Raw genomic sequence first — 25657 nt, forward strand, 5'->3', positions numbered from 1 at the left:
GTACCATCCTTTTTATGATTGTTTTTCAAAGTGAGAATCTGTTTAGTTTTCCTTATCTAGGTGGATATGTGGCCAACTGACCAGAATTTCCAACCGGATAATCATAATTTAGTTCTTCATCAAAAGTTACATAATCGAGGTATACCATTAACAATAAGTAACGCTTTCCAGTTTGTGGATCGCTAAGTATGATATGGTCTCGACCAGCTGCTTCTACTACACCACGGAATATCTTAGCATTCCATTCTTTGTTCCCTTCAAATGTCATGTAAACAGTTGCTACTTTTCCACGATTTAATCGTAAAATATTTTCGATATAAGATTGTTCCGTTGGCAGCATTCCTGGAACATTGTCAGATGCTAATTGCTGTTGTTGTTGTTGCTGCATTTGTGGTGGAGTTGGAAATTGGCGATAGTGCATTGCTGGATAATATGCTGGAGAGGCTTGTGGGAAATAATAGTAAGGCTGATGCCCGAAATTAGCACTGTGCTGTGACTTTCCTTGGTTGTCAGTCATAATAAAACCTCCTAAAATTTAATTGTTAAAAAACAGTTGGACAATCGGAAGGTGTTGGAGCATAAAAACAATGTGATTTATACCTCCCAGTGTTCCACTGGTTATACCATTGTGCAGGACAATTCCCTTCAGGCTTAAAAAACCATAAGGAATTCGTTGCGGGGTGAAATCGTTCCCCGTTAATCGTACGTCGAGCTAAACGTTTTTCTGATTCTCTAGCTCGCTGATAAAAATATCCTTTAATTGTTGCTTCAAAACCACCTGGACGTTGAAAGACCATGTCATTAATATTTCTTATATCTTTAAAATCCAAGCAATCAGCACGGACACGGTTCACACCTACATTTCCAACCATAAGCATGCCTAAATTACCGTCTCCCTCAGCTTCGGCTCGAATTAATCTAGCTAATAGATCGATATCTGCTGCATTATGTGCTATTACTGCCATTCGTACACCTCACTTCTTCCAAGGTCTACTATGATTATATGTATGAGTGGGCGGAAAGTGATATGACAAGAGAAATTAATTGAAAAAAATTAGGTGTTACTGGGTTGTTTTTGCGGGTTGACATAATCTTTAGCAAGGATCTGGGAATCTTTAGCAACTTTTGGGGTAACTTTAGCCAGTTTTACCCAAACTTTAGCCACTTCACCCAAATCTTTAGCTTCTCGCCAAAACACAGGCAGAATCGCACAAAAAAAGACCTCCCACCTAAGAAGGAAGTCTCAATAAAAAATTATATTTCTAAAAATGGAGCAATGTCTTCTTTTTTAAGAAGATTTCCAACGAAGAATTCACCAAATTCTCCATAACGGGAACTTACTTCGTCAAATCGCATTTCATAGACAATTTTCTTGAATTGAAGAGGTTCATGAGCAAATAGTGTTACGCCCCATTCCCAGTCATCAAGACCGATAGAACCAGTAATAATTTGTTTTACTTTACCAGCGTATTTACGTCCTGTTTTACTATGTTCATATAAAAGTTTACCACGAACATTTTTCTCTAATGTATACCAGTTTTCATCGCCTTCACGACGTCTGTTCATTGGATAGAAGCAGGCATGTTCCCATTTTGGTAAAATAGGTTTAAGACGTGCTTGCGTTTCTGGTAATGTTTCTGGATCAATTCCGTCTTTGGCAGGACGGTATTTAGAAAGCTCAACTACAGACACATAGGAGTGAGCTGGAATTAAAAATTCAGCGAACTTGGATTTATTTAGTTCTGTTTCTAGTTCGTTTAATTCTTCCATTGTCGGACGAAGGAACATAAACATTAGATCTGCTTTTTGTCCAACAATTTTATACATCGCATGAGAGCCGTTTTTTGCTTCTTCAACAGCATCCCATTTTGTAACTAGCTCTTCAAAACTAGCAATTGCTTCTTTTTGAACTTCTGGTGTAGCTTGTTTCCAGTAGCTCCAGTCTATTGAGCGAAAATCATGTAAACTATACCAACCATCCATTGTTTCGACAGCTTCTACCATTATGTATCTCTCCTTCAAAAGTTATCGGCAAGGTTACTATATCATAAAATATTATGTATTTAAAAACAGCTTATACCAATTCTCAAAATGTTAACCGCTTTGACAAGAAATTGACATATTTTAATGGGACTGATTATTTAACATGGAAAACGTATTGTACTATGATGAAGGAGTAAGATGTTTATGTAATGAAAAGTTGATACATATTAAGAGCATCAGATAAATGGAGGTAGAAGAGTTGAGTAATTTATTTAAAGAGGTTAAAGCCAATGTAAGTGGTAAAAATATAGCAATTGTTTTTCCAGAAGGATTGGATGAGCGTGTCCTAACGGCAGCAAGTAAACTAGGTAAAGAAGGCGTAGTTAAGCCAATTGTTATTGGAAATAAAGAGAAAGTCCAGGAGAAAGCTAATGCACTGGGTGCCGAATTAGAATCATTAACGATTGTTGATCCAAATCACTATGAAAAGTTTGATGAGATGGTAGAGCAATTTGTAGCGCGTCGTAAAGGAAAAGCAACGGAAGAGGACGCTAGAAAAATCCTACTTGATGAAAATTATTTCGGAACGATGCTCATTTATATGAATGAAGCGGATGGACTTGTTAGTGGTGCTGCTCATTCGACAGCAGATACCGTTCGCCCTGCACTACAGATTATTAAAACAAAAGAAGGTGTCAAGAAAACGTCTGGTGTATTTATCATGGTTCGTGAGGAAGAAAAATATGTATTTGCCGATTGTGCCATTAATATCGCACCTAATTCTAACGACTTAGCTGAGATTGCTATCGAATCCGCTGCTACTGCAAAACTATTCGGGATTGACCCAAGGGTTGCGATGTTGAGCTTCTCTACGAAAGGTTCGGCGAAATCACCAGAAACGGAAAAAGTAGTGGAAGCATTACAACTAGCAAAAGAAAGAGATGCATCCCTTCTCATTGATGGGGAGTTCCAATTTGATGCGGCATTTGTACCGAGTGTTGCGGAGAAAAAAGCACCGGATGCAATTATTAAGGGAGATGCAAATGTTTTTGTTTTCCCAAGTCTAGAAGCAGGAAATATCGGCTATAAAATTGCCCAACGATTAGGTGGATTTGAGGCAGTTGGCCCAATTTTACAAGGATTAAATAAGCCAGTTAATGACTTATCGCGCGGATGTAGTGCAGAAGATGTATATAATTTAGCGTTAATTACTGCAGCACAAGCAGTACAATAATTAGAGGAGAGCCTGTAATGAGAGTCATCTTGTTGCAGGTTTTCTTTAGAATAGTATAAAGGAAGAAAAACGTTTACACTTAAGAATAGAATAGAAAAAGGAACAGCTAAAGGGAGCGGATAGCATGGGTAAGCCACTTGCCAAGAAGATTCCGGCAATAATTGGTGTATTATTTATAGCATTTCTAGTTTTCTTATTAATACAGAACATCTTAGAAACTACGAAACAGTCAAAGACGGATACAGATGCTGATTCGTTAGCACCTAACTTTACTGCAACGACATTATCTGGTGAAGAAGTGAGCCTGGAGGATTATAAAGGAAAGCCGGTCTTAATTAACTTTTGGGCTAGTTGGTGTGGGCCTTGTCGAAAGGAAATGCCATATATTCAAGAGGCATACGAACAATATAAAGATGAAGGATTAGAAGTATTAGCTATTAATTTTCGAGAAAAAGATGAAGCAATCGAGAAGTATTTAGATGAGAATCCAACTTTTGATTTTACGGTTCTACGAGATGACGGCACGATAAATGACCTATACAAAGTAATTCAACTTCCTACAACGTTCTTTATTAACACGGATGGGACAATAGAATCTTCTTATCCAGCAGAACTAAGTGAAGAAGCACTACATGTGTTTATTCAAGAAATACTACCGGGGAAAAAGAATTAAATCGTCAACTTCCCAAGAACAACTTTCAATGTTATAATTGTCGGAAAATTACAAAGGGATGAGACGTCTTGAATAAACACTTATTTCTTTTTGGGGGTGGATCACCTTTTACCCCAAACTTTGCGATGGAGTTTGTCAAGCTATGTTCAGGTGGCGATATCGCTATTCTTTTTCTAGATGGGGGAGAGCCGATTATGCCACGCTATACGAATCTATTAGAAGAAATAGGTCACCACGACTTTACATACATACCTCTACCATCGACCCCAATCGACCATGCAATTAGTAAAATAAACCAAAGTAGTGGGGTTATTATCTGTGGTGGCGACTCGCTTGGATATGCAAACTGTATTGTGGACACGCCTATATCGAGAAGTGTGATACAAGCCTATGAAAATGGAATTCCAATTGCAGGATTCTCTGCAGGTGCGTTAATTAGTCCAGAAGTTTGTGTGGTTTCAGCAAGGGATAGTGGTTTACAAAATTATGTGAAGCGGAAAGGATTAGGACTACTACCGGATACATTAGTTGCGGTTCATTTTACAGAATGGAACGAAGTGAACCATCTAAAACAAATAACTCATGATATTCCTAGTACTTATAACTATGGAATTGATGAACAGACAGGCATGTATTTTCATAATGAGACTCTCGTGGATATGGAAGGTAGAGGCGTCTATACAATGAAAAACGGAAGCTTAATGCAAATGTATTAAGCTTCCGATTGCCAATCCTTGATTTTTTCATTTCGTTTCACCATTTGTTCGTAACGTTTCTGGAAAATAGACAGTTCTTCTTCAGAGAATGGAATTCTGACAACCTCCGAGAATTCTTGTAATGTGTGGAGAACTCTTTTTTTCATGTCATTTACTGTCATAGGATGACCTGTTAATTTCGATAAAGAACCCATTACATCCGGATTCACCGTCGGATAGTGAAAGGATGTCTGTTCGCCCTTTTTACTAATGGAATAGAAGTCACGAATGATCGATGCCCGTTCATAGCTATCTCCAGTAATGTCTAAATAAATTTGAATAGCAGCACCTTCACGAACACGTCGTTGGGAGATTCCAGCAAACTTTTTCCCATTAATACTTAAATCATAGTCACCCGGACAATACGATTCGACAATTTCATATGCTTGAATATCGGATGTTATATCTTTAAGCATGTATTGGATAAAACTTACCATCGCCTCATAACATTCGTGAATAGATAAGTGTTTTACACCAGGAATGACTAAGGACAGATTCAGTACTCCTTCATCTAACGCTACAGCAAGTCCACCAGAATTCCGCACGACCACATGATAGTCGTGATTCCGTAATAATTTTACTCCTTCTTCAATATAGGGAAGTCGAGAATCAGTAATACCTAATACGATCGTTTTCGGATGTGCCCAAAGCCGCATGACAGGTGGGGATTTTTCGAGACTCACAGAAGTAGCTAACGCATCGTCTATAGCAAAAGCAGTTAATGCTGTGTTAGAAACATGATGGAATTTTTTTTCTTCTGTATGATCGATGTATCGGAAAGTCGTATGGGGTATGATTTCTTGCCAAGTTTTCATAATGATGTCCTCCAAAATTTAGCGAAATATGTCTTTTTATACTTCGATATCTATTATATAATGATATCAAAATCGCCGAATAGAAACGAGTTGAAACATTGTGGCTTACAAAGATGAACAACTACATGAGGAAAAGGTGTTTAAAGATCCAGTACATCGTTATGTCCATGTTCGTGATCGGGTTATTTGGGATCTAATCGCAACACCAGAATTTCAACGCCTCCGTAGAATAAAACAACTAGGTACGACAAATATTACATTTCATGGAGCGGAACATAGTCGCTTCAATCACTCCTTAGGTGTATACGAAATTGTCCGCAGAATTATCAATAATTTTCAAGGTAGAACCCATTGGAATAACGACCAGCGCCTTCTTTGTATGTGTGCAGCTTTACTACATGATTTAGGTCATGGGCCATTTTCTCATTCATTTGAGAAAGTTTTTAAACTGGACCATGAACATTTTACCCAACAAATTATTTTAGGTGATACATTTGTTAATAAAATTCTTCAACGGGTTAGCCCAGGATTTGCCCAAGAAGTAGCTGATGTTATTGCTAAAACACATCCTAATAAACTTGTGGTTAGCTTAATCTCGAGTCAAATTGATGCAGATCGAATGGATTACTTACAACGAGATGCCTATTTTACAGGGGTGAGCTACGGTCATTTTGATATGGAGCGGATTTTGCGTGTCATGAGACCCATTGAGGATCAAGTTGTTATTAAGTCATCTGGTATGCATGCGGTAGAAGACTATATTATGAGTCGCTACCAAATGTACTGGCAAGTGTATTTTCATCCAGTAACGAGAAGTGCAGAAGTTATCTTAACGAAAATTCTGCATCGGGCGAAACATTTATATGAATCAGACTATGAATTTAAATTGCAGCCAACACATTTCTTATCCTTCTTTACCGGCAATGTGTCTTTAGCTGAGTATATTAAGCTGGATGAATCGATTGTTCATTACTATTTTCAAGCTTGGCAAGAAGAAGAGGATGAAATTTTAAGTGATTTATGCGAACGTTTTATGAACAGACGTTTGTTTAAATATGTAGAATTTAATCCAAATAAACAAATTAGCGAGTTATTAAGACTTATAGAACTCTTTAAGAAAGCTGGCATTGATCCGGAATATTATTTAGTAGTGGATTCTTCATCCGATTTACCGTATGATTTTTACCGTCCTGGTGAAGAAGAGGAAAGACTTCCGATTCACTTACTCATGCCAAACGGGTATTTAAAAGAGTTATCAAGACATTCTGATATTGTAGAAGCAATCTCAGGGAAAAAGCGAACTGATCATAAATTATATTTCCCAAAAGATTTCTTATTTACTATACAAGACGAACAATTAGCAACTGAAATTACTGAAATACTTTACGGCAAGGAGATGTAGTAATGCTTGATAATCATGCGAAGTTAATCCAGTTTTTTTCCGATGCCAAAGAGGTAATTGGAAGAAAGAAACTGCAAAAGATGGTATATATCCTACAATCATTTGGTGTTCCATTTGAAGAAAAATACCAGTTTCACTTTTATGGTCCTTATTCCGAAGAACTTTCCTTACGTATTGAGGAACTGTGTAATTTAGGATTCCTTCATGAAGAAAAAGAAGTGAAAAGCAATTATTTTCAATATCATTATTCATTAACTGAAGATGGGACCCAATTTCTAAATCAATTTGGTGTAAACATGCCAAATTGTAAGAACGTCATCGAACTGTTACAAGAAAAAAGTTCTCGTTTTCTAGAATTAGTCTCTACGATGCTTTACTTTAAAGAATTGCCTCAAGGAGAGGTAGAAGAAAAAGTTCGTACTGTGAAGCCTAAACAAAAATATAGTGATGAGGAAATGGCTGAGGCTTGGAAGTTTATTGATGAGCTGCAAGTGAAACTACAATAAGGCGCTGAAAAGGTGAATTCCATTGGTTACCTATGCTACAATATGTGTTAACGAAGTAAGCTTAAGGAGGTCAACCGATGAGTGAACCAAAGAAAAATCAATTTACTATTTTAAAAGACGACCCAACAGACGGACATGGTGGTTACAATGCAGGAGTAATTAGCCTAGAAAATATGTCCTCTGTCATTGTGGATCCGAATGAAAATAAAGCATATGTTGATATGGGTGCTATGCACGCCCGAAGTGATGTAGAACGCCGTGTGAAGTTTCAACCAGATCGTTCCAAAGTTCCGAATGGATTATTATATTGGATTGTATGGGTAGAAGTTGCCCGTAACGAAAAAGGTCCTTATTACGCAGGGGTTACGGGTTGTGAGATTCTCGTAGACCGCCCAAATAAAATAGCTTATAAATCAATGGCCGAGCATGTGAAACATATGGAAAAAGCACTAAAAGGCCATATCATCGTAGACCATATGGATGAAAAATCACGCCATTTACTACGTGATTTTTTAGTAGAATTTCGACCAGAATTCTGGGAGAACTCTACTGACGAATTGAAGAATGCATTAGGGTAGATATTTAGTTTTTGGTTATAATTTTATCATGGACAATAGACAAACAAGCACTACACTAGCCCCGGAAATATACGGAGACTCCTTGAAAAAGAAAAACGCTTTTTCTGCGTGCGATGTTTCGCTGTCGAAGCGTTCCTTGTCCTGTGGGAGGAAAGGCATCGGTGAGACCCCGCTGATGCACCTGCGTCTGCAAGTATCGCTATGAAGCAGGCTTCCTCGGTGCAAGGCAGCATGGAAGTAATTCCAAGTAGTAGCCTGGCTCACCAGCCGCCCACGGCGAGGTAGACACTGCGATGGTTCTTTCGAGCAGATGTCGCCCCGGTACTGGAAGTGAAAGCGCAGTATATTTCCGGGGCGGGTAATATGCGCATATAATAATTATTGCTTTTAGCTAGGATAGAGTTTTTGTCTAAATTGTGTCTGAATGATGAAAAGTGACCTAAAATCTTGTACTTTACTTCAGAAATTTGTAAACTAATTAATACATGGGCTTACTCATGTATTACTAGGACAAAAAAGATGCCGACGAGCACAAGCTGGACACTTGTGTAAACGTCGGCATCTTTTTTGTCTTTAAGTTTACTAAGTGGAAATGTTTGTGGGATTTTGTGAATGTGACAGAAATGTGTCTGGTTAGATAGGGATTTAAGTGATGAACGGGAAATGTAGTAGGAAATGAAGTTGAATTCCTTTTCATTGCTGCAATGAGCGGGAAAAGTGACAAGGAATTAAGCTGAATTCCTCTTCATTGGGTCGATGAGCGGGAAATTGAACAATAAATCCAAACGAAATCCCCTTCATCCAAGTGATGAAAGGGAAATGCAACAAGAAATTAAGTAAAATTCCCCTTCATTGGAGCGATGAACGGGAAATGTAACACGAAATCCAAACGAAATCCCCTTCATCCAAGCGATGAAGTGGAAATGCAATAAGAGATTAAGCTAAATTCCCCTTCATCGAAGCAATGAACAGGAAATTGAACAATAAATCCAAACGAAATCCCCTTCATCCAGGTGATGAAAGGGAAAAGTAAAAAGTATTTAAGCTAAATTCCTCTTCACCCGGATAATGAGCGGGAATTTCAACAAGAAATCCAATCCCAACCCTCTTGAGCCTACCTTCCAAAGAAAAAAACAAAACCCAAAGCACCACTAATCAAAAAACACTTCAAACCACCGCTGAAACATTCCCTTTTCTTTTTCCGTTTGATCTATTTCCTCCCCGTAAAAATGGTCAGAACAGTGGAAGTCGGGTTCGGTTCCTTCTTCAAAAAACATGACTGTGCTAGTAGGGCAGTGTGGTGTTGCTTGTAGTCCAGTGGTAGGATCAACTGGGACGGCAACAAGCCCTTCTGGCGCTTTGAAATGCTCTTCTGGTTCTCCTTTATGGGCACTTTCCATAAAGGCTGTCCAAATCTCTTTGGAATACGCTCGCTCAGGCACATGTGTAATTGTTCGATTGTCGTCATATCCTGTCCATACCCCTGTGACGAGGCTCGGGCTAAAACCAATCATCCAAGTATCCGAATCGGTTGAACCTGTTTTTCCGGCATAGGTACGGGAAATTCGATCGACAATGGAACTGCCAGTAACAGACATATATCCATTTAAAGATTCATCAAACATTCCAGTCATGAGCTGGGTTAAAATAAATGCTTTTTGAGGATCTAATGTTAACTCTTTTTTTCCATCTTCTTTTTCATAAACGGTATGTCCTTCTCGATCTACTATTTTCTCAATTGAGTGTCCATCAATATGGTAACCACCATTTGCAAGCATGCCGTAACCAGTAACCATTTCTTGTACAGATACTGTTGCTGTACCGAGTGCAAGGGATGGAACGGCAGGGAGTTTGCTCTTAATTCCAAATTTCCTTGCTGTTTCCACTAGTTTTTCAGCACCTAAATACATATTTGTTTTAACCGCATAAATATTATCGGAGACAGCTAATGCTTGTGCTAGAGTAATTGGTTCGTTAGCATAGTAGCCATTAAAGTTACTTGGTTGATAAACTTGTCCATCTTCAATTTCAAAAGTGGTCGGTTTACTCATTAGCATCGTTGTTGCTGTATAACCATTTTCTAATGCAGAATAATAAAGAAATGGTTTAAAGGATGAGCCTGGCATCCGTTTTGCTTGAATCGCACGGTTAAATGGGCTTTCTCGATAATCCCGTCCACCAACTAATGCTCGTATGGCACCATTATTGGGTTCGATGGCGATAGCTGCAACTTGGATTTCACTGGATTGATTAATATTAGAACGAACACTTTCTTCCAGTTGTGTTTGTAATTGAGTATCTAATGTCGTGTGAATTTCATATCCGCCAGAACGGACTAATTCTTGTTCGATGTCTAATAACTTGGCAGCTTCTGCTAAAACGGTATCTTGAAAATAGGGGCCAACTGTTAATTGTATCCTCTCTTTTGGATCCGCATAGGTGAGTTGTTCTTTAGTAGCTAATTCATATTCATCATCTGTAATGACTTGTTCCTTATGCATCACGGCAAGAATCTGTTTTTGTCGGTTTGTTGCTCGTTCTTCGTCATTTAACGGTGAATAATAAGTTGGTCCTTTTGGAACTCCAGCAAGCATAGCAGCTTCTGCAATAGTTAGTTCACTCGCTTTTTTATTAAAAAAATGGTGACTGGCAGCTTCTATCCCATATGCGCCATGGCCGTAATAGACTGTATTAAGATAGCCTTCTAAAATCTCATCCTTGGAGTAATACATTTCTAGACGAATCGCATAGAAAGCTTCTTTAATTTTTCTAGCCCATGTTTTCTCATGAGATAAGTATAGATTTCGTGCATATTGTTGGGTTAACGTACTAGCTCCTTCTTTTAAAGACATCGTTTTAATGTCTTTGAGAATAGCTCCAATAATTCGTTTGAAATCAAATCCATGATGCTCATAAAAATGTTGGTCCTCAATCATTAATGTTGCATCAATAAAATGTGGCGACATGTCTTCTAAATCAATCCAATGTCGATTCTCCACACCTTGTTCTTCCCCAATAACAGTACCATCCTTACTATAATAAATGGTATTCTGTTCATTCAGTAGACTGGGTGGTCCTAGTAAAAAAGCTAAAAGATAAATAAAAACGATGGTTGAAACGAACATTAAAGCGAGTCCGACTGTCGTTTTAAGTAATATTCGTTTTGTTTTTTTTGAAAAAGGTTTTATCATCGATCATACTCCAATGGAATTTTGTCGTTACTTGTCAATTACTATCATTATGGGAAAAATAACGTAGAATTAAACTTCTAAATATATATATTGAAAAGGGGCTCTACTTGTCGCTATAATAGTTAAATACACGAATCATTAGGAGCGACATAATGGATAGTAAAATCTTGATTCAATTAGAGATGGTTATCGAGGATAATGGCTCAACCGAAACGAGTAAAAATGAGCTTCGCGGTAACTATTATTCGAAAAAAAATATGGATGTCATTGCATTTGAAGAGAAAATGGATAACAATTATACAGTAAAAAGTCTAATTACGATTAAACCGGGAACAGTGAATATAAAACGAACTGGGCCGATATCGATGAATCAGCAATTTCGATTACAGCAAAAAACGGAAAATGTCTATACCCATCCACATGGCCATCTTCATATGGAGACATTTACGAAAGCAATCGAGTATGCATCGTTAATCGATCATGAAGTAGGTCATTTAGAGATTACATATCATGTAAAACTGAACGGTCAAGACGAGCGAAATCATAAATTAACGCTTCAGATGAAAAAGGAGGACAAATAATGAACGCCTTAGCACAAACAGAAAATAATTTAAAAGAACAAATTAGTGCAGCCGTTATTAAAGCAGAACTAGCATCAGAAAGTGAATTACCTAATATTATTTTGGAAAAACCAAAGGACAAGTCTCATGGTGATTTTGCAACGAATATTGCAATGCAATTAGCACGTATTGCTAAAAAGGCACCGAGACAAATTGCAGAGGATATTGTAGCTAATTTAGATGCATCGAAAGCATCTGTTGAAAAAGTAGATATTGCTGGACCTGGTTTCATTAACTTTTTTATGAAAAATGATTTCCTAACAGACTTAATTCCAACTATTTTAGAAGCTGGAGAAACTTACGGGAAAACCGATTTTGGCAATGGGAAGAAAGTCCAAGTAGAATTTGTTTCAGTAAACCCAACAGGGAATTTACACCTTGGTCATGCTCGTGGTGCAGCCTTTGGAGATGTGTTATGTAATGTGCTTGCTGCAGCTGGATTTGAAGTAGAGCGTGAATATTACATTAATGATGCTGGAAACCAAATTGATAATCTAGCCCTTTCTGTTAATGCTCGTTATTTACAAGCATTAGGGAAAGAAGCAGAAATGCCAGAAGACGGTTATCGTGGAGCAGATATTGTAGAAATCGGGAAAGAACTAGCACAAGAACATGGTGAAGAGTGGGCGAATAAGTCAGAAGAAGAACGCCTTGCTTTCTTTAAAGAGTATGGGTTAAAACATACACTAGGTAAAATCAAAACCGATTTAGATGATTTCGGAGTTCACTTCGATAATTGGTTCTCTGAGCGAAGCCTTTATAAAAATGATGAAATTAAAGATGTTTTAACCAAATTAGAAGCTGGTGGCTATATTTACGAGAAGGAAGGGGCAACATGGTTCCGTTCCACTGATTTTGGGGATGATAAAGATCGTGTGTTAGTAAAAAATGATGGAGCATTTACGTACTTAACACCAGATATTGCATACCACCAAAATAAACTAAACCGTGGCTTTGACAAATTAATTAACGTATGGGGAGCAGATCATCATGGGTATATCCCGAGAATGAAAGCTGCTATTCAAGCACTTGGTTATGAAGCGGATAAATTAGATGTGAAAATCATTCAAATGGTTAACCTATTTGATGGTGGCGAAAAGCTTCGTATGAGTAAGCGTACTGGGAATGCCGTATCATTACGAGAATTAATGGATGAGGTAGGAATTGACGCGGTTCGTTATTTCTTTGTTGCTCGTTCAAACGATTCACAGCTTGATTTTGATGTAGAGTTGGCTCGTTCGCAGTCTAATGATAACCCGGTATACTATGTACAATATGCTCATGCTCGTATATGTACGATGTTAAAACAAGCAGAAGCAAAAGGTATTGAGTTGAAACAAACGTTTGATCCAGGATTACTAACATCTGAAAAAGAGTTGGATCTACTGAAGAAAATGGGTGAGTTCCCACAAGTCATTGCGGATGCAGCAGAAAAAGGCGCTCCACAAAAAATTACGCAATACGTATTCGACTTAGCATCTTTACTGCATAGTTTCTACAATGCAGAAAAAGTGTTAGATACAGATAACTTAGAATTAACAAATGCAAGAATCGCATTAATGAAAGCAGTGCGAACAACACTCCAAAACGGACTAAAACTAATCGGAGTAACAGCACCAGAGAAAATGTAATTTAATGGGTGTCTTTTAATGGGTGTCTGACACCTCCCGGATTTTGTCAATTATTGTCGATAAGCGCATTTCATTTCCGTAGCGAGTTTTTCGACAAAATGTTGCATTTTTCGGGAGGTGTCAGACACCTTTTTCTTTATTCTTATCTTTCTTCTTGAATTGATTCTTAATGACCGCAATGATAAATAGGAATGGTATATAGCCAAAGAGAACGACTAGACCACTATAATTTACAACATTACCAATAAGAAACGAAAATTTGATGTCTATTAAGAAGCTATTGATGTAAAAAAAGACAACTAAAAGACTTCCCAATACAAACGTTGGTTTTATTTGTGGAAAAGTCAATTTAATGGACCGTATTGCTGACCAGAGATATATACAAGCTACAGGTATAACTACTAACAACCACGTGAAAATAAAAATAAATTCGAATCTCTCTAAGAATGGCAAACGAATAATTTTAATCATCATTAACGTGGGCCAAGATAATTTTTCAAGTTTTTCTTGGGTGAAAAACATAAAAGTAATGACTGTTATAATGGTATAGAGCAATGTAGTATACAATAAAGCGAAATATCCCCATTTACTTGCCTTCTTCTTATTTTTTACAAACGGTAAAAATACAAGCGCTGTTTCCATGCCAAAGTAGAGTGGAGCTGCTTCTTTTGCTGAAGTGAAAAAATCTTTCCAAACTAATTCAAACATCGGAAATAAATAAGAAGGTTCAGTGAAATTAAGTAAATACACTAAGGAAAGTAACAAGAAACTAGGAATAACAACACCCCAGAATGCAATTGCAGTTACAATTCGAAACCCTCCAGAAATGATATAAAAAATAATAATCGTAAAAAGTAAGGAAAACTCCCAGCTTGCTATCCCATCAAATACCCATATTTGAAGAATGTCAATATACGTATGAATTGCTGTTAAGCTAACTAATGAAAAGTAAATTGCCAAAACAATATTCAACAAACTTCCAATATACTTCCCAAAAATATCCTTGTGAAAAGACAGGATATCCCCTGAACTAGCGCCCTTTAGTATATAAAGCATCATGAAAAAAATAATCGGCATGAGTAATCCGAATACTAAGACAGGAATCCATGCATCATGTCCTGCCCCTTTAATAATATGAGTTTGAAAAGAGAGGACTGATACCCCTGTTTGTGCTGCATGTACTAAGAAGAACAATAAATAGGGTGATACCATGTTCTTCGCGTTGATATTAGCATTCATAAAAAATCCATCCTAAACTAATTCTCTAAACCAGAGTGTATGATTCCTACATCTACGTTGACATGAATTGGTATGTCGGGATATTTTCTATAAAAAGATTCCTTCTCCCAAGTCCTATCCTTTGATCGTACAATATTCCCTATTCCAAGTGGGTCAACTTCATTTTCTTTAAAAGTTGCAAGTAAGTTATGAATATCTTCTTCTAATTCCTTTGCAATGAGTTTCTTAATCTTTTGTAAATCCTCTGTTTTACTAAGGTCAAACCGATTAGGGTGTTGGGTTAGGGTCACTTTTAATTTTAAGTTTAGCGTTACTTCATCCTTTTCTTTATTCCACTCCCATTCACTCTTACTTCGAAAGCCTCTTAGAGTAATATTTTCATCTCGTTTCTCACCTAAATCGAGATGATACGTTGCTTGGGCACGTTTATCTTTAATTAATGAAAATAAACTCGTTTCCTTTTCCGGTAAATGAAGTTTTAATTTACTCTTCGAAATAATCCCTATTCCATCGACTTTAATTCGATTTTGATTATCAATAGTTATCATCGGGACATAAGCATCCATTCCTTCTCCATAAAATTGATTTAAAAAATAATGAAGATTCATTTGAGGCTGACCTTGTTCGATCATATTATGTTCAATACGGTCAATTAAGGTTAGGGATTGCTCTTGCATAAATGTTTTCAAAGTTTCATTAGCAGTATGTGTTGTTACGGCTATTTGTATATTCGTCCCAAGTTCTGGGGTGAAAATAAATCGATCGACCATATCTTTCACACCATTTTCTGCAAAGTCTTTACCAAATACGATAACTCTAATTTTGGCTAACTCTACACGAGTACTTGTATGTCTTGACATTTCAGGTATGAATAGCACCCCAGCGGGGACTTGTTCTTCTACGGCTAGAATATGGTCAACCTCTGCACTTACACTGTAATCAGGTATTAATGCTGTTCCCAATATTTCTCCGTTCTCGGCTAAATCTAGTCCAAAAACATGAACAATACTAACGTCATCAACAATTTTAGTTCTGGAGCAACCGAGAAGGGTTATCATACAGCCCATAAGAACATATAGTAATAGGTTTTTGAAAACTCTTTTCATCACTGCTTGCCAACTCTTTCTATTCATAAAATTTACTCATGGTTAAGCCCTTCCTTTGGATCTTTGTCAGTAGAAGGGGAGTAACGAATGACACTTAATGGCCTTAAATACCAAGAACGCTTAGAATGTGCAGGATAGTTTGGTCGGATAAAGGAGCTTCCTACGCCACCTTTTCGGTAAGGATAAAGTGGTAGCAAATATGGGACCCCTAATGATTTTAATCGTGATAAATGGACAATTAATATGATGATCCCTATAAAAATACCAAACCCGCCCCAAATTGCAGCAATGAGAATAAAAGGATATCTCAACAGTCGAACAGCATTAGACATTTTATAAATAGGAGTTGTAAAGGAAGACAACGCAGCTAGTGCTACTAGTATTAATAAAATAGTACTTGTAAGTGCAGCTTCTACCGTTGCTTGCCCAATAACAATACCGCCAACTATCCCTAGCGTTTGTCCAATTTTGGATGGGAGTCGTGCCCCTGCTTCCCTTAGTAAATCAATGGTTATCTCTAGAAATAGTGCTTCTGCCACCGGTGGAAAAGGAACGTTGGCGCGAGAGAAAATAATCGGCGCTAACAGATCCTTTGGGATGACTTCAAAATGATAGGTTAAGATAGCGACATAAAAAGCAGATGCAAAAATAGAAAATATCATCCCGATAATTCGAATCAATTTAAAGAATGAAGCGATAAACGATGGCAAATAATAGTCTTCCGGATTGGAGAAAAATTCCATTAATGTCGCGGGTCCAATAATGGCGTAGGATGATTTATCACTAATCATCACTACTTGCCCTTGAACAAGTGATTCTACAGCTCTATCAACCCGTTCCGTTGATATATATAAGGGAAAAGGGGTCCGGGAATTGTCGGCAATTAATTGCTCTAGTTGCGTATTGTCGAATGAAATATCGATATCAAGATCGCTAATTCTTTGTCTTACAGTGTTTACATATTCTGGATTGGTTATTCCTTCAAGGTAAGCTACGACAACCTTTGTCTTTGCTCTCGTGCCAACAGTAAACTCTTCATAAATCAAATCTGCCGTATTGATTTGCTCTCTTATTAAATTTAAATTCGTACGGATATCTTCAATAAACCCAATCTTTGGTCCAATTACACTAAACTCATTCTGTGTATCATTGGTTTCCCGTTGACCTAGCCGAGAATCACTAAGTTCTATTAAGAGTATTTCCTCTTTGTTATCCGTCATATAAATGGCGATAGACCCATCCAGTAAGGCTCTTTCTACCTGATTGGCCTCGTTCGAAATGGTGATTCCTTCTAGCGGAATAATGGATACGACATCAGAGAGTGTTTGGATCTTATTGGCCTTTTCTTTAAGAAAAAGTAATACCGATTCTTGAAGGATTGTTTTATCAATTAATGTTTCAAAATAGCTGATCTGTAATGGAAAATCCTTAATTGGTGAGAAGGTTATAAAATCACTAGATTTACTAGCAACTTCAAAGACTTTTACTATACTTTTCTCTACAGTTTCATAGCCTTTGTCTGTTTTTTTCTTCCACCTTTTTCTTCTGAGCAATGGCATCACCTTTTACTTAACGATAGACTTCCTTATTAAGAGTAGTATTCAACAATATGTATGGAATTATGTTTCAAAAGAAGAAATTTTATCCACTATTTGTGATGTAGAAAAAAGAGTAAAAACTTTTCCTTAAAAATCGGTTGACTGAATAGTCATTCATAACTTATAGTAGAAGGTGAAACACTCTTTTTTATTTTCGGAAAAATGGAATCGTTATCATTTTATGAAAAAGGACATCATAATCATCTTAGTTAATACAATAAATAAATTTTAAAGACTACAGGAGGGGCAGCAGATGGAAATTTTTCTATTAGTCAATTCGTTGTTATTCTTTGCCGTAACCTTATATGCGTTTTACTTGTTTGGTAGAGTAATAGCAACCCGAGTAGCCTATATTAGGCTAGGAAAGAAATCTGAGTTTGATGGAGAAATCAAAGAGAGAGTCAAACGGATTATTACGATTGTTTTTGGACAATCCAAATTATTAAAGGATAAAAAGTCCGGGATCATTCATGTGATGATGTTCTATGGATTTATTCTCGTCCAGTTTGGTGCAATAGACTTTATTGTTAAAGGAATTTCACCAGGCAATCACTTGCCATTTGGGTTTTTATATCCAGGATTCACATTTTTCCAAGAAATAGTGACGCTGACCATTTTAGTAGCAGTTATATGGGCATTTTATCGCCGTTATATTGAGAAGTTAGTCCGCTTAAAACGAGGACTTAAGGCTGGTCTAGTATTAATATTTATCGGAACATTAATGCTGACGGTTCTATTAGGAAATGGGATGGCGCAAATTTGGCATGGGCATGAAGCAGCATGGACAGAGCCGATTGCAAGTGGAATAGCAACTATATTTGGCTTCTTATCCCCATCAGCAGCGATGGTTGTTTTCTTTGTTGCATGGTGGATTCATAACTTAACATTATTAACTTTCTTAGTGTACGTACCACAATCGAAACACGCGCACTTAATCGCCGCACCAATTAACGTATTTTTAAGTAAGCGTGTACCAGGTAAATTGAATAAGTTAGATTTTGAGATTGATGAAGAAAGCGAAGAAGAAGTTTCCTTTGGAGTTGGGAAAGTAGAAGACTTTGAACAAGTACAAATGATTGATTTCTATGCTTGTGTAGAATGTGGTCGTTGTACAGATGTTTGTCCCGCAGCAGGTACTGGAAAAATGCTCTCACCAATGGACTTAATGGTTAAGATTCGTGATCACTTAACAGAAAAAGGAGCAGCTGTAACTGGAAAAACACCTTGGGTTCCTGCGTATGCATTTGCAAGTACAGATGGGAATAAATTTGCAAAAGGTGAAGCAGCAGCGACAATGGAAAACATCAGCCTAATCGGAGATGTAATTACCGAAGAAGAAATTAGTGCATGTACAACTTGCCGTAACTGTGAAGATGCATGTCCAGTAATGAATGAACATGTTGACAAAATTATTGACCTACGTCGTTATCTAGTAATGACGGAAGGGAAAATGGATTCTGATGTACAACGTGCAGTCATGAATATTGAGCGTCAAGGAAACCCTTGGGGACTTTCTAAGAAAGATCGTATCAAATGGCGCGAAATTGATGAGACAGCATACATCCCAACTGTAAAAGAATTGAAAAAAGAAGGAAAAGAATTCGAATACTTATTCTGGGTTAGTTCGATGGGTTCATTTGATGCACGTAGTCAAAAGATTGCGATTGCATTTGCGAAACTTATGAACCAAGCAGGAGTAAGCTTTGCAATTTTAGGGAATAAGGAAATGAACTCAGGTGATACGGCAAGACGTATCGGAAATGAATTCCTTTTCCAAGAAATTGCCGAGAAAAACATTAAAGAATTTGAGAAAAATGACGTGAAGAAAATCGTAACGATTGACCCACACGCATATAATATATTTAAGAATGAATATCCTGATTTTGGATATGAAGCCGAAGTTTACCATCATACGCAAATGCTTTATGATTTAGTAATGGAAGGTAAATTAAAACCAACACGCGCAATCAACGAACGATTAACATATCATGATTCTTGTTACTTAGGTCGTTATAATGGCGTATATGACCCACCACGCGAAATCCTTCGTGCAATTCCAGGCTTAGAGCTTGTTGAAATGGTACGAAGTGGTGAAAATGCTATGTGCTGTGGTGCTGGTGGAGGTCTAATGTGGACGGAAGAAACAACTGGTACTCGTATCAACGTTGCCCGTACTGAACAAGCACTAGCAGTAGAACCAACCATGATCTCCAGCGCATGTCCATTCTGCTTAACCATGTTAAGTGACGGAACAAAAGCAAAAGAAGTAGAAGAAGATATTAGCACAATGGATGTTGCCGAAATTCTAGCATTATCCGTTTTAGTAGAAGAACAAGTAAAGACAGCTTAAGAGATGCGGTTGAGGAAAAAATCATTAAGAAAAGGTGAATTATCTGCATCAGCTCCGGGAATATACGAAGACTCCTTGAAAAAGGAAACCGCTTTTTCTGCGTGCGATGTTTCGCTGCCGAAGCGTTCCTTGGGACTGCGATTACTCGCCCCATCGAAAACCGTCTGTCCTGTGGGAGGATAGGCTTAGGTGAGACCCCGAGAATGCACCTGCGTCTGCAAGTAAAGCTACGTAGCAAGCTTCCTCGGTGCAAGGCAGCAGAGAAGTAGATTCAAGTAGTTGCCTGGCTCACCAGCCGCCCACGGCGAGGTAGACACTGCTCAGGTAGTTTCTGAGCAGATGTCGCCCCGGTACTGGAAGTGAAAGCGAAGTATATTCCCGGAGCGGGTCTGTTGCGCAACACTCAATTTCACTTTTAATTAAAAAAGATGATTTTCTTCAACCTTCTTTCTAGCACAGACACTGAGCGAGCGTTCAATCAAAGGCATAATGAAACTTCACATAAAGATTACTAACCTATAAATTATGAGGAGGAAATAAGCTATGAAAAAAACCGTTATTGTATCAGGAGCAAGAACTCCATTTGGTAAATTTGGTGGAGCATTACAACCATTAACTGCATCCCAATTAGGTGGAAAAGCAATTAAGGCTGCCTTAGAGCGTGCGGAACTAGATGGGTCTGTTGTCGGCGAAGTTATTATGGGGAATGTCCTACAAGGTGGGCAAGGTCAGCTTCCATCCCGTCAAGCATCAAGGGAAGCAGGACTACCTTGGGATGTTAAAACAGAAACAATTAATAAAGTATGTGCATCAGGTCTTCGTAGTGTCACTTTAGCAGATATGCTTATTCGATTAGGCGAAGAAGAGGTAGTTGTTGCTGGTGGTATGGAAAGCATGAGCAATGCACCATATATTTTACCAGATGCTCGTTGGGGTAATCGCATGGGTGACAAGCGTGTCGTTGACATGATGATCCATGATGGGCTAACTTGCTCATTTACCGGTGTTCATATGGGTACATACGGTAACTCCACTGCAGAAGAATTTAATTTAACACGGGAAGCTCAAGATGAGTGGGCTTATAGAAGCCATAAGCGCGCTATTCAAGCAATGGAAGAAGGAAAATTTGACGAAGAAATCGTTCCGGTCGAGATCCCACAACGTAAAGGCGATTCCGTGCTAGTAGCTAAAGATGAAGCACCAAGAAAAGATACTAGTTTAGAAGTGTTAGCAAAATTAAGACCAGCATTCGATAAAGACGGAACAATTACTGCAGGAAATGCACCAGGAATCAATGACGGAGCAGCTGCATTTGTTTTAATGTCTGATGAAAAAGCAGAGAGCCTAGGCAAAAAGCCAATCGCAACTATTATTGGTCATGCGGAAGTTGCAGTAGAAGCAAAGAATTTTCCACAAACTCCAGGGATTGTCATAAATGCATTACTTGAGAAAACAGGCTATTCAAAAGACGACATTGACTTATTCGAAATTAACGAAGCATTTGCAGCAGTATCACTAGCTAGTAGTTCAATTGCTAGTCTTGACCCAGAAAAAGTAAATGTAAATGGTGGAGCAGTTGCACTCGGTCACCCAATCGGAGCGAGTGGATCACGCATCATTCTTACATTAATCCATGAGTTGAAACGCCGTGGTGGCGGACTTGGTATCGCGGCAATTTGTAGTGGTGGTGGCCAAGGCGATGCTGTGTTGATTGAGGTTCCTGGGGAATAAGTGGTGGTCCAGTAGAGTTTGAGAGTTTTGTAAGGTGAGAGTTAGGTTGATGAGTAGTGTTCTCGGCGTTGTTTTGGTGTGAAATTGAATCGAAATGATGTTGATAGACATTCTCAACGTTATTTTAGTTTGAAATTGAATTAAACGATGTTGATAGACGTTCTCAAGGCTATTTTGTTTGGAAATTGAGTTGAAATGAAGTTGATAAACGTTCTCAAGGCTATTTTGTTTGGAAATTGAGTTGAAACGATGTTGATTAACGTTCTCAAGGTTATTTTGGTATGAAATTGAATTGAAATGAAGTTGATAGACGTTCTCAACGTTATTTTAGTGTGAAATTGAATTGAAATGATGTTGATAGACATTCTCAAGGTTATTTTAGCTTGAAAATGGGTTGAAATGATGTTGATAAACGTTCTCAAGGCTATTTTGTTTGGAAATTGAGTTGAAATGAAGTTGATAGTCGTTCTCAAGGCTATTTTGGTATGAAAATGAAATGAAATGAAGTTGATAAACGTTCTCAAGGTTATTTTAGCTTGAAAATGGGTTGAAATGATGTTGATAGCTTTTCTCAACACTATTTTATGAAATATTTAGTTCAAGTCTAAGTTGACAGCCTGTTAAACTACTATCGACATAGTACAAAGGTTAAATAAGCCAGAAAATGATTCTATCAATCTACTTTTCTGGCTTTCTCACGAATCTTTTAGGAGGTACGAGATGAAAAAAATTATGGTCATAGGTGCAGGACAAATGGGGGCAGGCATTGCACAAGTCTTTGCACAGTCAGGATTTGACGTATTTTTAAATGATGTAAATGAATCAGCTTTGGATAAAGGTATGAAGAATATAGAGAGATTATTAACTCGTGCTGTTGATAAAGGAAGAATGAAAGATGTAGAGAAAACAGAAACACTCGGCTGCCTAACGCCATCGACAACACTTCAAGATGCAGAAACATGTGATTTAGTTGTTGAAGCGGTAGTCGAAAACATGGATGTAAAGGCAAAGGTTTTTAAACAGTTAGATGAAATCGCACCAAAACATGCGATATTAGCATCAAACACATCGTCTCTTCCTATTACCGAAATTGCAAGCGCTACCAGTAGGCCGGAGCAAGTTATTGGGATGCACTTTATGAATCCAGTTCCTGTCATGAAACTAGTAGAAATTATCCGTGGGTTGCAAACAAGTAATGAGACGTATCAAGCAATTGAAGATATGACTCATCAATTAAACAAAACACCAGTTGAAGTAAATGATTTCCCTGGATTTGTATCTAACCGTATATTAATGCCGATGATCAACGAAGCAATTTACACGTTATACGAAGGAGTTGCTACGGTAGAAGATATCGATACAGTGATGAAACTAGGAATGAATCACCCAATGGGACCTCTTCAGTTAGCCGATTTTATCGGATTAGATACATGTCTATATATTATGGAAGTGCTACACGAAGGGTTCGGAGACAGCAAATACCGCCCATGCCCACTACTAAGAAAATACGTCAAAGCCGGCTGGTTAGGTAAAAAATCAGGAAGAGGGTTTTATCAGTACGAGTAATCTGAATTTCAAGATGTAAATAAAAAGCTGGGACATATTTGACAATGGAATGGACGCATAACATTTGTCTGCGGTCACATACCGATCGTCCAAGGGAGCATATCTCAATGTGAAGGTCACATACCAAGAGTCCAAGGGTGCATATCCCGAAGTGAAGGTCACATACCAAGCTTCCAAGGGAGCATATCCCGAAGTGAAAGTCACATACCAAACGTCCAAGGGAGCATATCCCAAGCTGAAGGTCACATACCGATCGTCCAAGGGAGCATACCCCAAGCTGAAGGTCACATACCAAACGTCCAAGGGTGCATATCCCAAGTTGAAGGTCACATACCAAACCAAGGTCACATATCCACCCAGCTTTCCCACACCAGAAAGGAGGAAGTCTCATGAACTTCCATTTCACCGAAGAACAACAAATGATGCGCAAAATGGTTCAAGATTTTGCCAAGAAGGAAGTTCTCCCAGAAATCGAGCGAATGGAAACAGAAGAACGTTTTCCAATTGAAGTTATCCGCAAAATGGGGGAACTAGGAATAATGGGAATACCTATTCCTGAAAAATACGATGGTTCAGGGATGGATTACTCGTCTTATATTATTGCCATTCATGAACTTTCCAAAGTAAGTGCCACTTTAGGAGTTATATTATCTGTTCATACATCGGTCGGGACGAATCCAATTTTGCATTTTGGCTCAGATGAGCAAAAGGAAAAATATGTTCCGAAGCTTGCCACTGGAGATTATCTTGGTGCCTTTGCTTTAACAGAACCACATGCGGGTTCAGACGCGAAAAATATAAAAACGACAGCCAAATTAGATGGCGATCATTATATTTTAAATGGATCGAAAGTGTTTATTACAAATGGTGGTGCCGCAGATGTTTATATAACGTTTGCTAAAACTGCACCAGATGAGATTTCAGCATTTATCGTAGAGAAAGAGACAGATGGTTTTGTGATTGGAAAGCAAGAGAAGAAAATGGGATTACATGGTTCGTCAACAGTACAGCTTACTTTTGAAGGTTGCCGTGTCCCTAAGTCCCAGCTCCTTGGGAAAGAAGGGGAAGGATTTAAAATTGCGATGGCCAACTTGAATAAAGGAAGAGTCGGTATTGCAGCACAAGCACTTGGAATAGCGGAAGCAGCACTGGAACATGCGACGAATTATGCCAAAGAGCGGGAGCAATTCGGAAAGCCTATCGCCCATAACCAGGGGATTTCTTTTAAACTAGCTGATATGGCAACGGAAGTAGAAGCTGCAAAACTATTAGTCTATCAAGCAGCCTCACTCATAGAAAAAGAGATCCCGTGTGCGAAAGAAGCATCGATGGCTAAAATGTATGCATCCAATATAGCGATGAAAGTAGCTATTGAAGCCGTACAAATTTTTGGTGGCTATGGATACACGGAAGAATATCCCGTAGAGAGACTATTCCGTGATGCAAAAATCACGCAAATATATGAAGGTACAAATGAAATTCAACATATCGTAATCGCGAATAATTTACTGAAATAGGAGGCCTATTCACATGAATTTTCAATTAACTGAAGAACAAGAAATGCTACGAAAAATGGTACAGGACTTTGCAAAGAAAGAAGTAGAACCAACGGCAGCAGAGCGTGATGAGGAAGAGCGTTTTGACCGAGAGATTTTTGATAAAATGGCGGAACTTGGATTAACTGGGATTCCATGGCCAGAAGAATACGGTGGAATTGGTGCAGATTATGTAAGTTATGTCATTGCAGTTGAGGAATTATCGCGGGTTTGTGCATCAACTGGAGTAACGTTGTCAGCACATTTATCTTTAGCTAGCTGGCCAATTTACAAATATGGAAATAAAGAGCAAAAGAAAAACTTCTTAACTCGTCTTGCTACCGGAGAAGCATTAGGTGCCTATGCATTATCGGAACCAGGTGCAGGTAGTGATGTGGCAAGCATGAGAACGACAGCGAAATTAGATGGTGACCATTACATCTTAAATGGAAATAAAGTGTGGATCACAAATGGTGGCGTGGCTGATATTTATGTCGTATTTGCGAAAACGGATGTCGACGCGCGCCATAGAGGGATTAGTGCCTTTATTGTGGAAAAAGGAACAGAAGGATTTTCGTTTGGAAAGAAAGAAAAGAAATTAGGAATTCGTTCCTCTCCAACAACAGAGTTAATTTTTGAAAACTGTCGTGTACCGAAAGAAAACTTACTCGGTGCAGAAGGTGAAGGATTTAAAATTGCGATGACAACATTAGATGGTGGTCGTAATGGTATCGCTGCTCAAGCAGTTGGTATTGCACAAGGTGCATTGGATGCGGCGGTAGGCTATGCGAAAGAAAGGGAACAATTTGGAAAACCAATTGCCCACAACCAAGGGATTTCTTTCAAATTAGCAGATATGGCAACAGAAGTAGAAGCTGCTAGATTACTAACTTACCAAGCTGCATGGCTTGAATCAGAAGGTCTTCCATACGGAAAAGCGTCGGCTATGTCTAAGCTTTTCGCTGGAGATATTGCTATGAAAGCTACGGTAGAAGCGGTTCAAGTATTCGGTGGTTATGGATATACGAAAGATTATCCGGTCGAGCGCTATATGCGGGATGCTAAAATTACGCAAATTTATGAAGGAACACAAGAAGTACAAAGACTCGTAATTGGTAGAATGGTAACGAAATAGAAAGGATGT

General features: G+C 38.2%; 22 protein-coding genes. 13 read left to right on the forward strand and 9 right to left on the reverse strand.

Annotation, left to right across the window (positions count from 1 at the left end; genetic code table 11):
• Positions 1-52 precede the first annotated feature (52 nt).
• The 4 genes from gerQ to hemQ all read right to left on the reverse strand — a co-directional run bounded on the left by gerQ (position 53) and on the right by hemQ (position 2004).
• Positions 53-517: a spore coat protein GerQ gene (gene gerQ, locus IEV35_RS02295; RefSeq protein ID WP_188383078.1), complete on the reverse strand. Its 465-nt coding sequence runs from the start codon at positions 515-517 to the stop codon at positions 53-55.
• Positions 518-542: 25 nt separating this feature from the next.
• Positions 543-965 (reverse strand): cell wall hydrolase, encoded by a 423-nt coding sequence (locus IEV35_RS02300; protein ID WP_188383079.1) that lies wholly within the window; start codon positions 963-965, stop codon positions 543-545.
• A gap of 89 nt (positions 966-1054) precedes the next feature.
• Positions 1055-1198, reverse strand: coding sequence for a hypothetical protein (locus IEV35_RS02305; RefSeq protein WP_188383080.1), 144 nt, complete (start codon positions 1196-1198; stop codon positions 1055-1057).
• A gap of 56 nt (positions 1199-1254) precedes the next feature.
• A complete protein-coding gene (gene hemQ / locus IEV35_RS02310) occupies positions 1255-2004 on the reverse strand; it encodes a hydrogen peroxide-dependent heme synthase (RefSeq protein WP_188383081.1) in 750 nt (249 codons plus the stop codon).
• Between the two features lie 238 nt (positions 2005-2242).
• Between hemQ and pta the strand changes: the two genes are divergently transcribed.
• From pta to IEV35_RS02325, 3 genes are all read left to right on the forward strand, one after another.
• A complete protein-coding gene (gene pta / locus IEV35_RS02315) occupies positions 2243-3217 on the forward strand; it encodes a phosphate acetyltransferase (protein WP_188383082.1) in 975 nt (324 codons plus the stop codon).
• 124 nt (positions 3218-3341) lie between these two features.
• Positions 3342-3890: a TlpA family protein disulfide reductase gene (locus IEV35_RS02320; RefSeq protein WP_188383083.1), complete on the forward strand. Its 549-nt coding sequence runs from the start codon at positions 3342-3344 to the stop codon at positions 3888-3890.
• 125 nt (positions 3891-4015) lie between these two features.
• On the forward strand, positions 4016-4606 hold the full coding sequence (locus IEV35_RS02325; RefSeq protein WP_229740612.1) for a Type 1 glutamine amidotransferase-like domain-containing protein: 591 nt from the start codon (positions 4016-4018) through the stop codon (positions 4604-4606).
• Here IEV35_RS02325 and IEV35_RS02330 read toward each other — a convergent pair.
• A complete protein-coding gene (locus IEV35_RS02330) occupies positions 4603-5460 on the reverse strand; it encodes a lipoate--protein ligase family protein (protein WP_188383085.1) in 858 nt (285 codons plus the stop codon). The genes IEV35_RS02325 and IEV35_RS02330 overlap by 4 nt on opposite strands.
• A gap of 100 nt (positions 5461-5560) precedes the next feature.
• Here IEV35_RS02330 and IEV35_RS02335 point away from each other — a divergent pair, with 100 nt between their 5' ends.
• The 3 genes from IEV35_RS02335 to IEV35_RS02345 all read left to right on the forward strand — a co-directional run bounded on the left by IEV35_RS02335 (position 5561) and on the right by IEV35_RS02345 (position 7946).
• Positions 5561-6862, forward strand: coding sequence for an HD domain-containing protein (locus IEV35_RS02335; protein ID WP_188383086.1), 1302 nt, complete (start codon positions 5561-5563; stop codon positions 6860-6862).
• A gap of 2 nt (positions 6863-6864) precedes the next feature.
• Positions 6865-7368 carry a YwgA family protein gene (locus IEV35_RS02340; protein ID WP_188383087.1) on the forward strand — a complete coding sequence of 168 codons (504 nt, stop codon included), beginning with the start codon at positions 6865-6867 and terminating at the stop codon, positions 7366-7368.
• A gap of 77 nt (positions 7369-7445) precedes the next feature.
• A complete protein-coding gene (locus IEV35_RS02345; protein ID WP_188383088.1) occupies positions 7446-7946 on the forward strand; it encodes a YwhD family protein in 501 nt (166 codons plus the stop codon).
• A 1151-nt stretch (positions 7947-9097) separates the two neighbouring features.
• Here the strand turns inward: IEV35_RS02345 and IEV35_RS02350 are convergent.
• A complete protein-coding gene (locus IEV35_RS02350; RefSeq protein WP_188383089.1) occupies positions 9098-11137 on the reverse strand; it encodes a transglycosylase domain-containing protein in 2040 nt (679 codons plus the stop codon).
• A 152-nt stretch (positions 11138-11289) separates the two neighbouring features.
• Between IEV35_RS02350 and IEV35_RS02355 the strand changes: the two genes are divergently transcribed.
• Together IEV35_RS02355 and argS are read left to right on the forward strand one after the other, a co-directional pair.
• On the forward strand, positions 11290-11718 hold the full coding sequence (locus IEV35_RS02355; RefSeq protein ID WP_188383090.1) for a YwiB family protein: 429 nt from the start codon (positions 11290-11292) through the stop codon (positions 11716-11718).
• Entirely contained in the window at positions 11718-13388 is a 1671-nt protein-coding gene (argS, locus tag IEV35_RS02360) for an arginine--tRNA ligase (RefSeq protein ID WP_188383091.1), read from the forward strand. The genes IEV35_RS02355 and argS overlap by 1 nt, the downstream gene beginning before the upstream one ends.
• 120 nt (positions 13389-13508) lie before the next feature.
• Here the strand turns inward: argS and IEV35_RS02365 are convergent, their stop codons facing one another.
• Genes IEV35_RS02365 through IEV35_RS02375 form a run of 3 tightly spaced genes read right to left on the reverse strand, consistent with a single transcriptional unit; the run spans position 13509 to position 17286 of the window.
• Entirely contained in the window at positions 13509-14627 is a 1119-nt protein-coding gene (locus IEV35_RS02365; RefSeq protein WP_188383092.1) for a GerAB/ArcD/ProY family transporter, read from the reverse strand.
• Positions 14628-14644: 17 nt separating this feature from the next.
• Positions 14645-15760 (reverse strand): Ger(x)C family spore germination protein, encoded by a 1116-nt coding sequence (locus IEV35_RS02370; RefSeq protein WP_188383093.1) that lies wholly within the window; start codon positions 15758-15760, stop codon positions 14645-14647.
• 5 nt (positions 15761-15765) lie between these two features.
• Complete coding sequence (locus IEV35_RS02375) at positions 15766-17286, reverse strand: spore germination protein (protein ID WP_229740613.1); 1521 nt, start codon at positions 17284-17286, stop codon at positions 15766-15768.
• A 298-nt stretch (positions 17287-17584) separates the two neighbouring features.
• Here IEV35_RS02375 and IEV35_RS02380 point away from each other — a divergent pair, with 298 nt between their 5' ends.
• The 5 genes from IEV35_RS02380 (at position 17585) to IEV35_RS02400 (ending at position 25648) form a co-directional block, all read left to right on the forward strand.
• Positions 17585-19681 (forward strand): (Fe-S)-binding protein, encoded by a 2097-nt coding sequence (locus IEV35_RS02380; protein ID WP_188383095.1) that lies wholly within the window; start codon positions 17585-17587, stop codon positions 19679-19681.
• Between the two features lie 543 nt (positions 19682-20224).
• On the forward strand, positions 20225-21412 hold the full coding sequence (locus IEV35_RS02385) for an acetyl-CoA C-acetyltransferase (protein WP_188383096.1): 1188 nt from the start codon (positions 20225-20227) through the stop codon (positions 21410-21412).
• 720 nt (positions 21413-22132) lie between these two features.
• Positions 22133-22978 (forward strand): 3-hydroxybutyryl-CoA dehydrogenase, encoded by an 846-nt coding sequence (locus tag IEV35_RS02390; protein ID WP_188383097.1) that lies wholly within the window; start codon positions 22133-22135, stop codon positions 22976-22978.
• 389 nt (positions 22979-23367) lie between these two features.
• Entirely contained in the window at positions 23368-24495 is a 1128-nt protein-coding gene (locus IEV35_RS02395; RefSeq protein WP_188383098.1) for an acyl-CoA dehydrogenase, read from the forward strand.
• 13 nt (positions 24496-24508) lie between these two features.
• The gene (locus IEV35_RS02400; protein WP_188383099.1) at positions 24509-25648 is read left to right on the forward strand and encodes an acyl-CoA dehydrogenase; all 1140 of its coding nucleotides are present in this window, start codon (positions 24509-24511) and stop codon (positions 25646-25648) included.
• Positions 25649-25657 lie beyond the last annotated feature (9 nt).

The sequence above is a fragment of the Ornithinibacillus halotolerans genome, from assembly GCF_014637405.1.
In the GTDB taxonomy this organism is placed as follows: Bacteria; Bacillota; Bacilli; order Bacillales; family Amphibacillaceae; genus Ornithinibacillus; species Ornithinibacillus halotolerans.

Bases quoted from the DNA above. Each gene is read 5' to 3' on its own strand.
- gerQ (WP_188383078.1), bottom strand. From the start codon at position 517: ATGACTGACAACCAAGGAAAGTCACAGCACAGTGCTAATTTCGGGCAT.
- IEV35_RS02300 (WP_188383079.1), bottom strand. From the start codon at position 965: ATGGCAGTAATAGCACATAATGCAGCAGATATCGATCTATTAGCTAGA.
- hemQ (WP_188383081.1), bottom strand. From the start codon at position 2,004: ATGGTAGAAGCTGTCGAAACAATGGATGGTTGGTATAGTTTACATGAT.
- IEV35_RS02320 (WP_188383083.1), top strand. From the start codon at position 3,342: ATGGGTAAGCCACTTGCCAAGAAGATTCCGGCAATAATTGGTGTATTA.
- IEV35_RS02325 (WP_229740612.1), top strand. From the start codon at position 4,016: ATGGAGTTTGTCAAGCTATGTTCAGGTGGCGATATCGCTATTCTTTTT.
- IEV35_RS02330 (WP_188383085.1), bottom strand. From the start codon at position 5,460: ATGAAAACTTGGCAAGAAATCATACCCCATACGACTTTCCGATACATC.
- IEV35_RS02340 (WP_188383087.1), top strand. From the start codon at position 6,865: ATGCTTGATAATCATGCGAAGTTAATCCAGTTTTTTTCCGATGCCAAA.
- IEV35_RS02345 (WP_188383088.1), top strand. From the start codon at position 7,446: ATGAGTGAACCAAAGAAAAATCAATTTACTATTTTAAAAGACGACCCA.
- IEV35_RS02350 (WP_188383089.1), bottom strand. From the start codon at position 11,137: ATGATAAAACCTTTTTCAAAAAAAACAAAACGAATATTACTTAAAACG.
- IEV35_RS02355 (WP_188383090.1), top strand. From the start codon at position 11,290: ATGGATAGTAAAATCTTGATTCAATTAGAGATGGTTATCGAGGATAAT.
- argS (WP_188383091.1), top strand. From the start codon at position 11,718: ATGAACGCCTTAGCACAAACAGAAAATAATTTAAAAGAACAAATTAGT.
- IEV35_RS02365 (WP_188383092.1), bottom strand. From the start codon at position 14,627: ATGAATGCTAATATCAACGCGAAGAACATGGTATCACCCTATTTATTG.
- IEV35_RS02370 (WP_188383093.1), bottom strand. From the start codon at position 15,760: ATGAATAGAAAGAGTTGGCAAGCAGTGATGAAAAGAGTTTTCAAAAAC.
- IEV35_RS02380 (WP_188383095.1), top strand. From the start codon at position 17,585: ATGGAAATTTTTCTATTAGTCAATTCGTTGTTATTCTTTGCCGTAACC.
- IEV35_RS02385 (WP_188383096.1), top strand. From the start codon at position 20,225: ATGAAAAAAACCGTTATTGTATCAGGAGCAAGAACTCCATTTGGTAAA.
- IEV35_RS02390 (WP_188383097.1), top strand. From the start codon at position 22,133: ATGAAAAAAATTATGGTCATAGGTGCAGGACAAATGGGGGCAGGCATT.
- IEV35_RS02395 (WP_188383098.1), top strand. From the start codon at position 23,368: ATGAACTTCCATTTCACCGAAGAACAACAAATGATGCGCAAAATGGTT.
- IEV35_RS02400 (WP_188383099.1), top strand. From the start codon at position 24,509: ATGAATTTTCAATTAACTGAAGAACAAGAAATGCTACGAAAAATGGTA.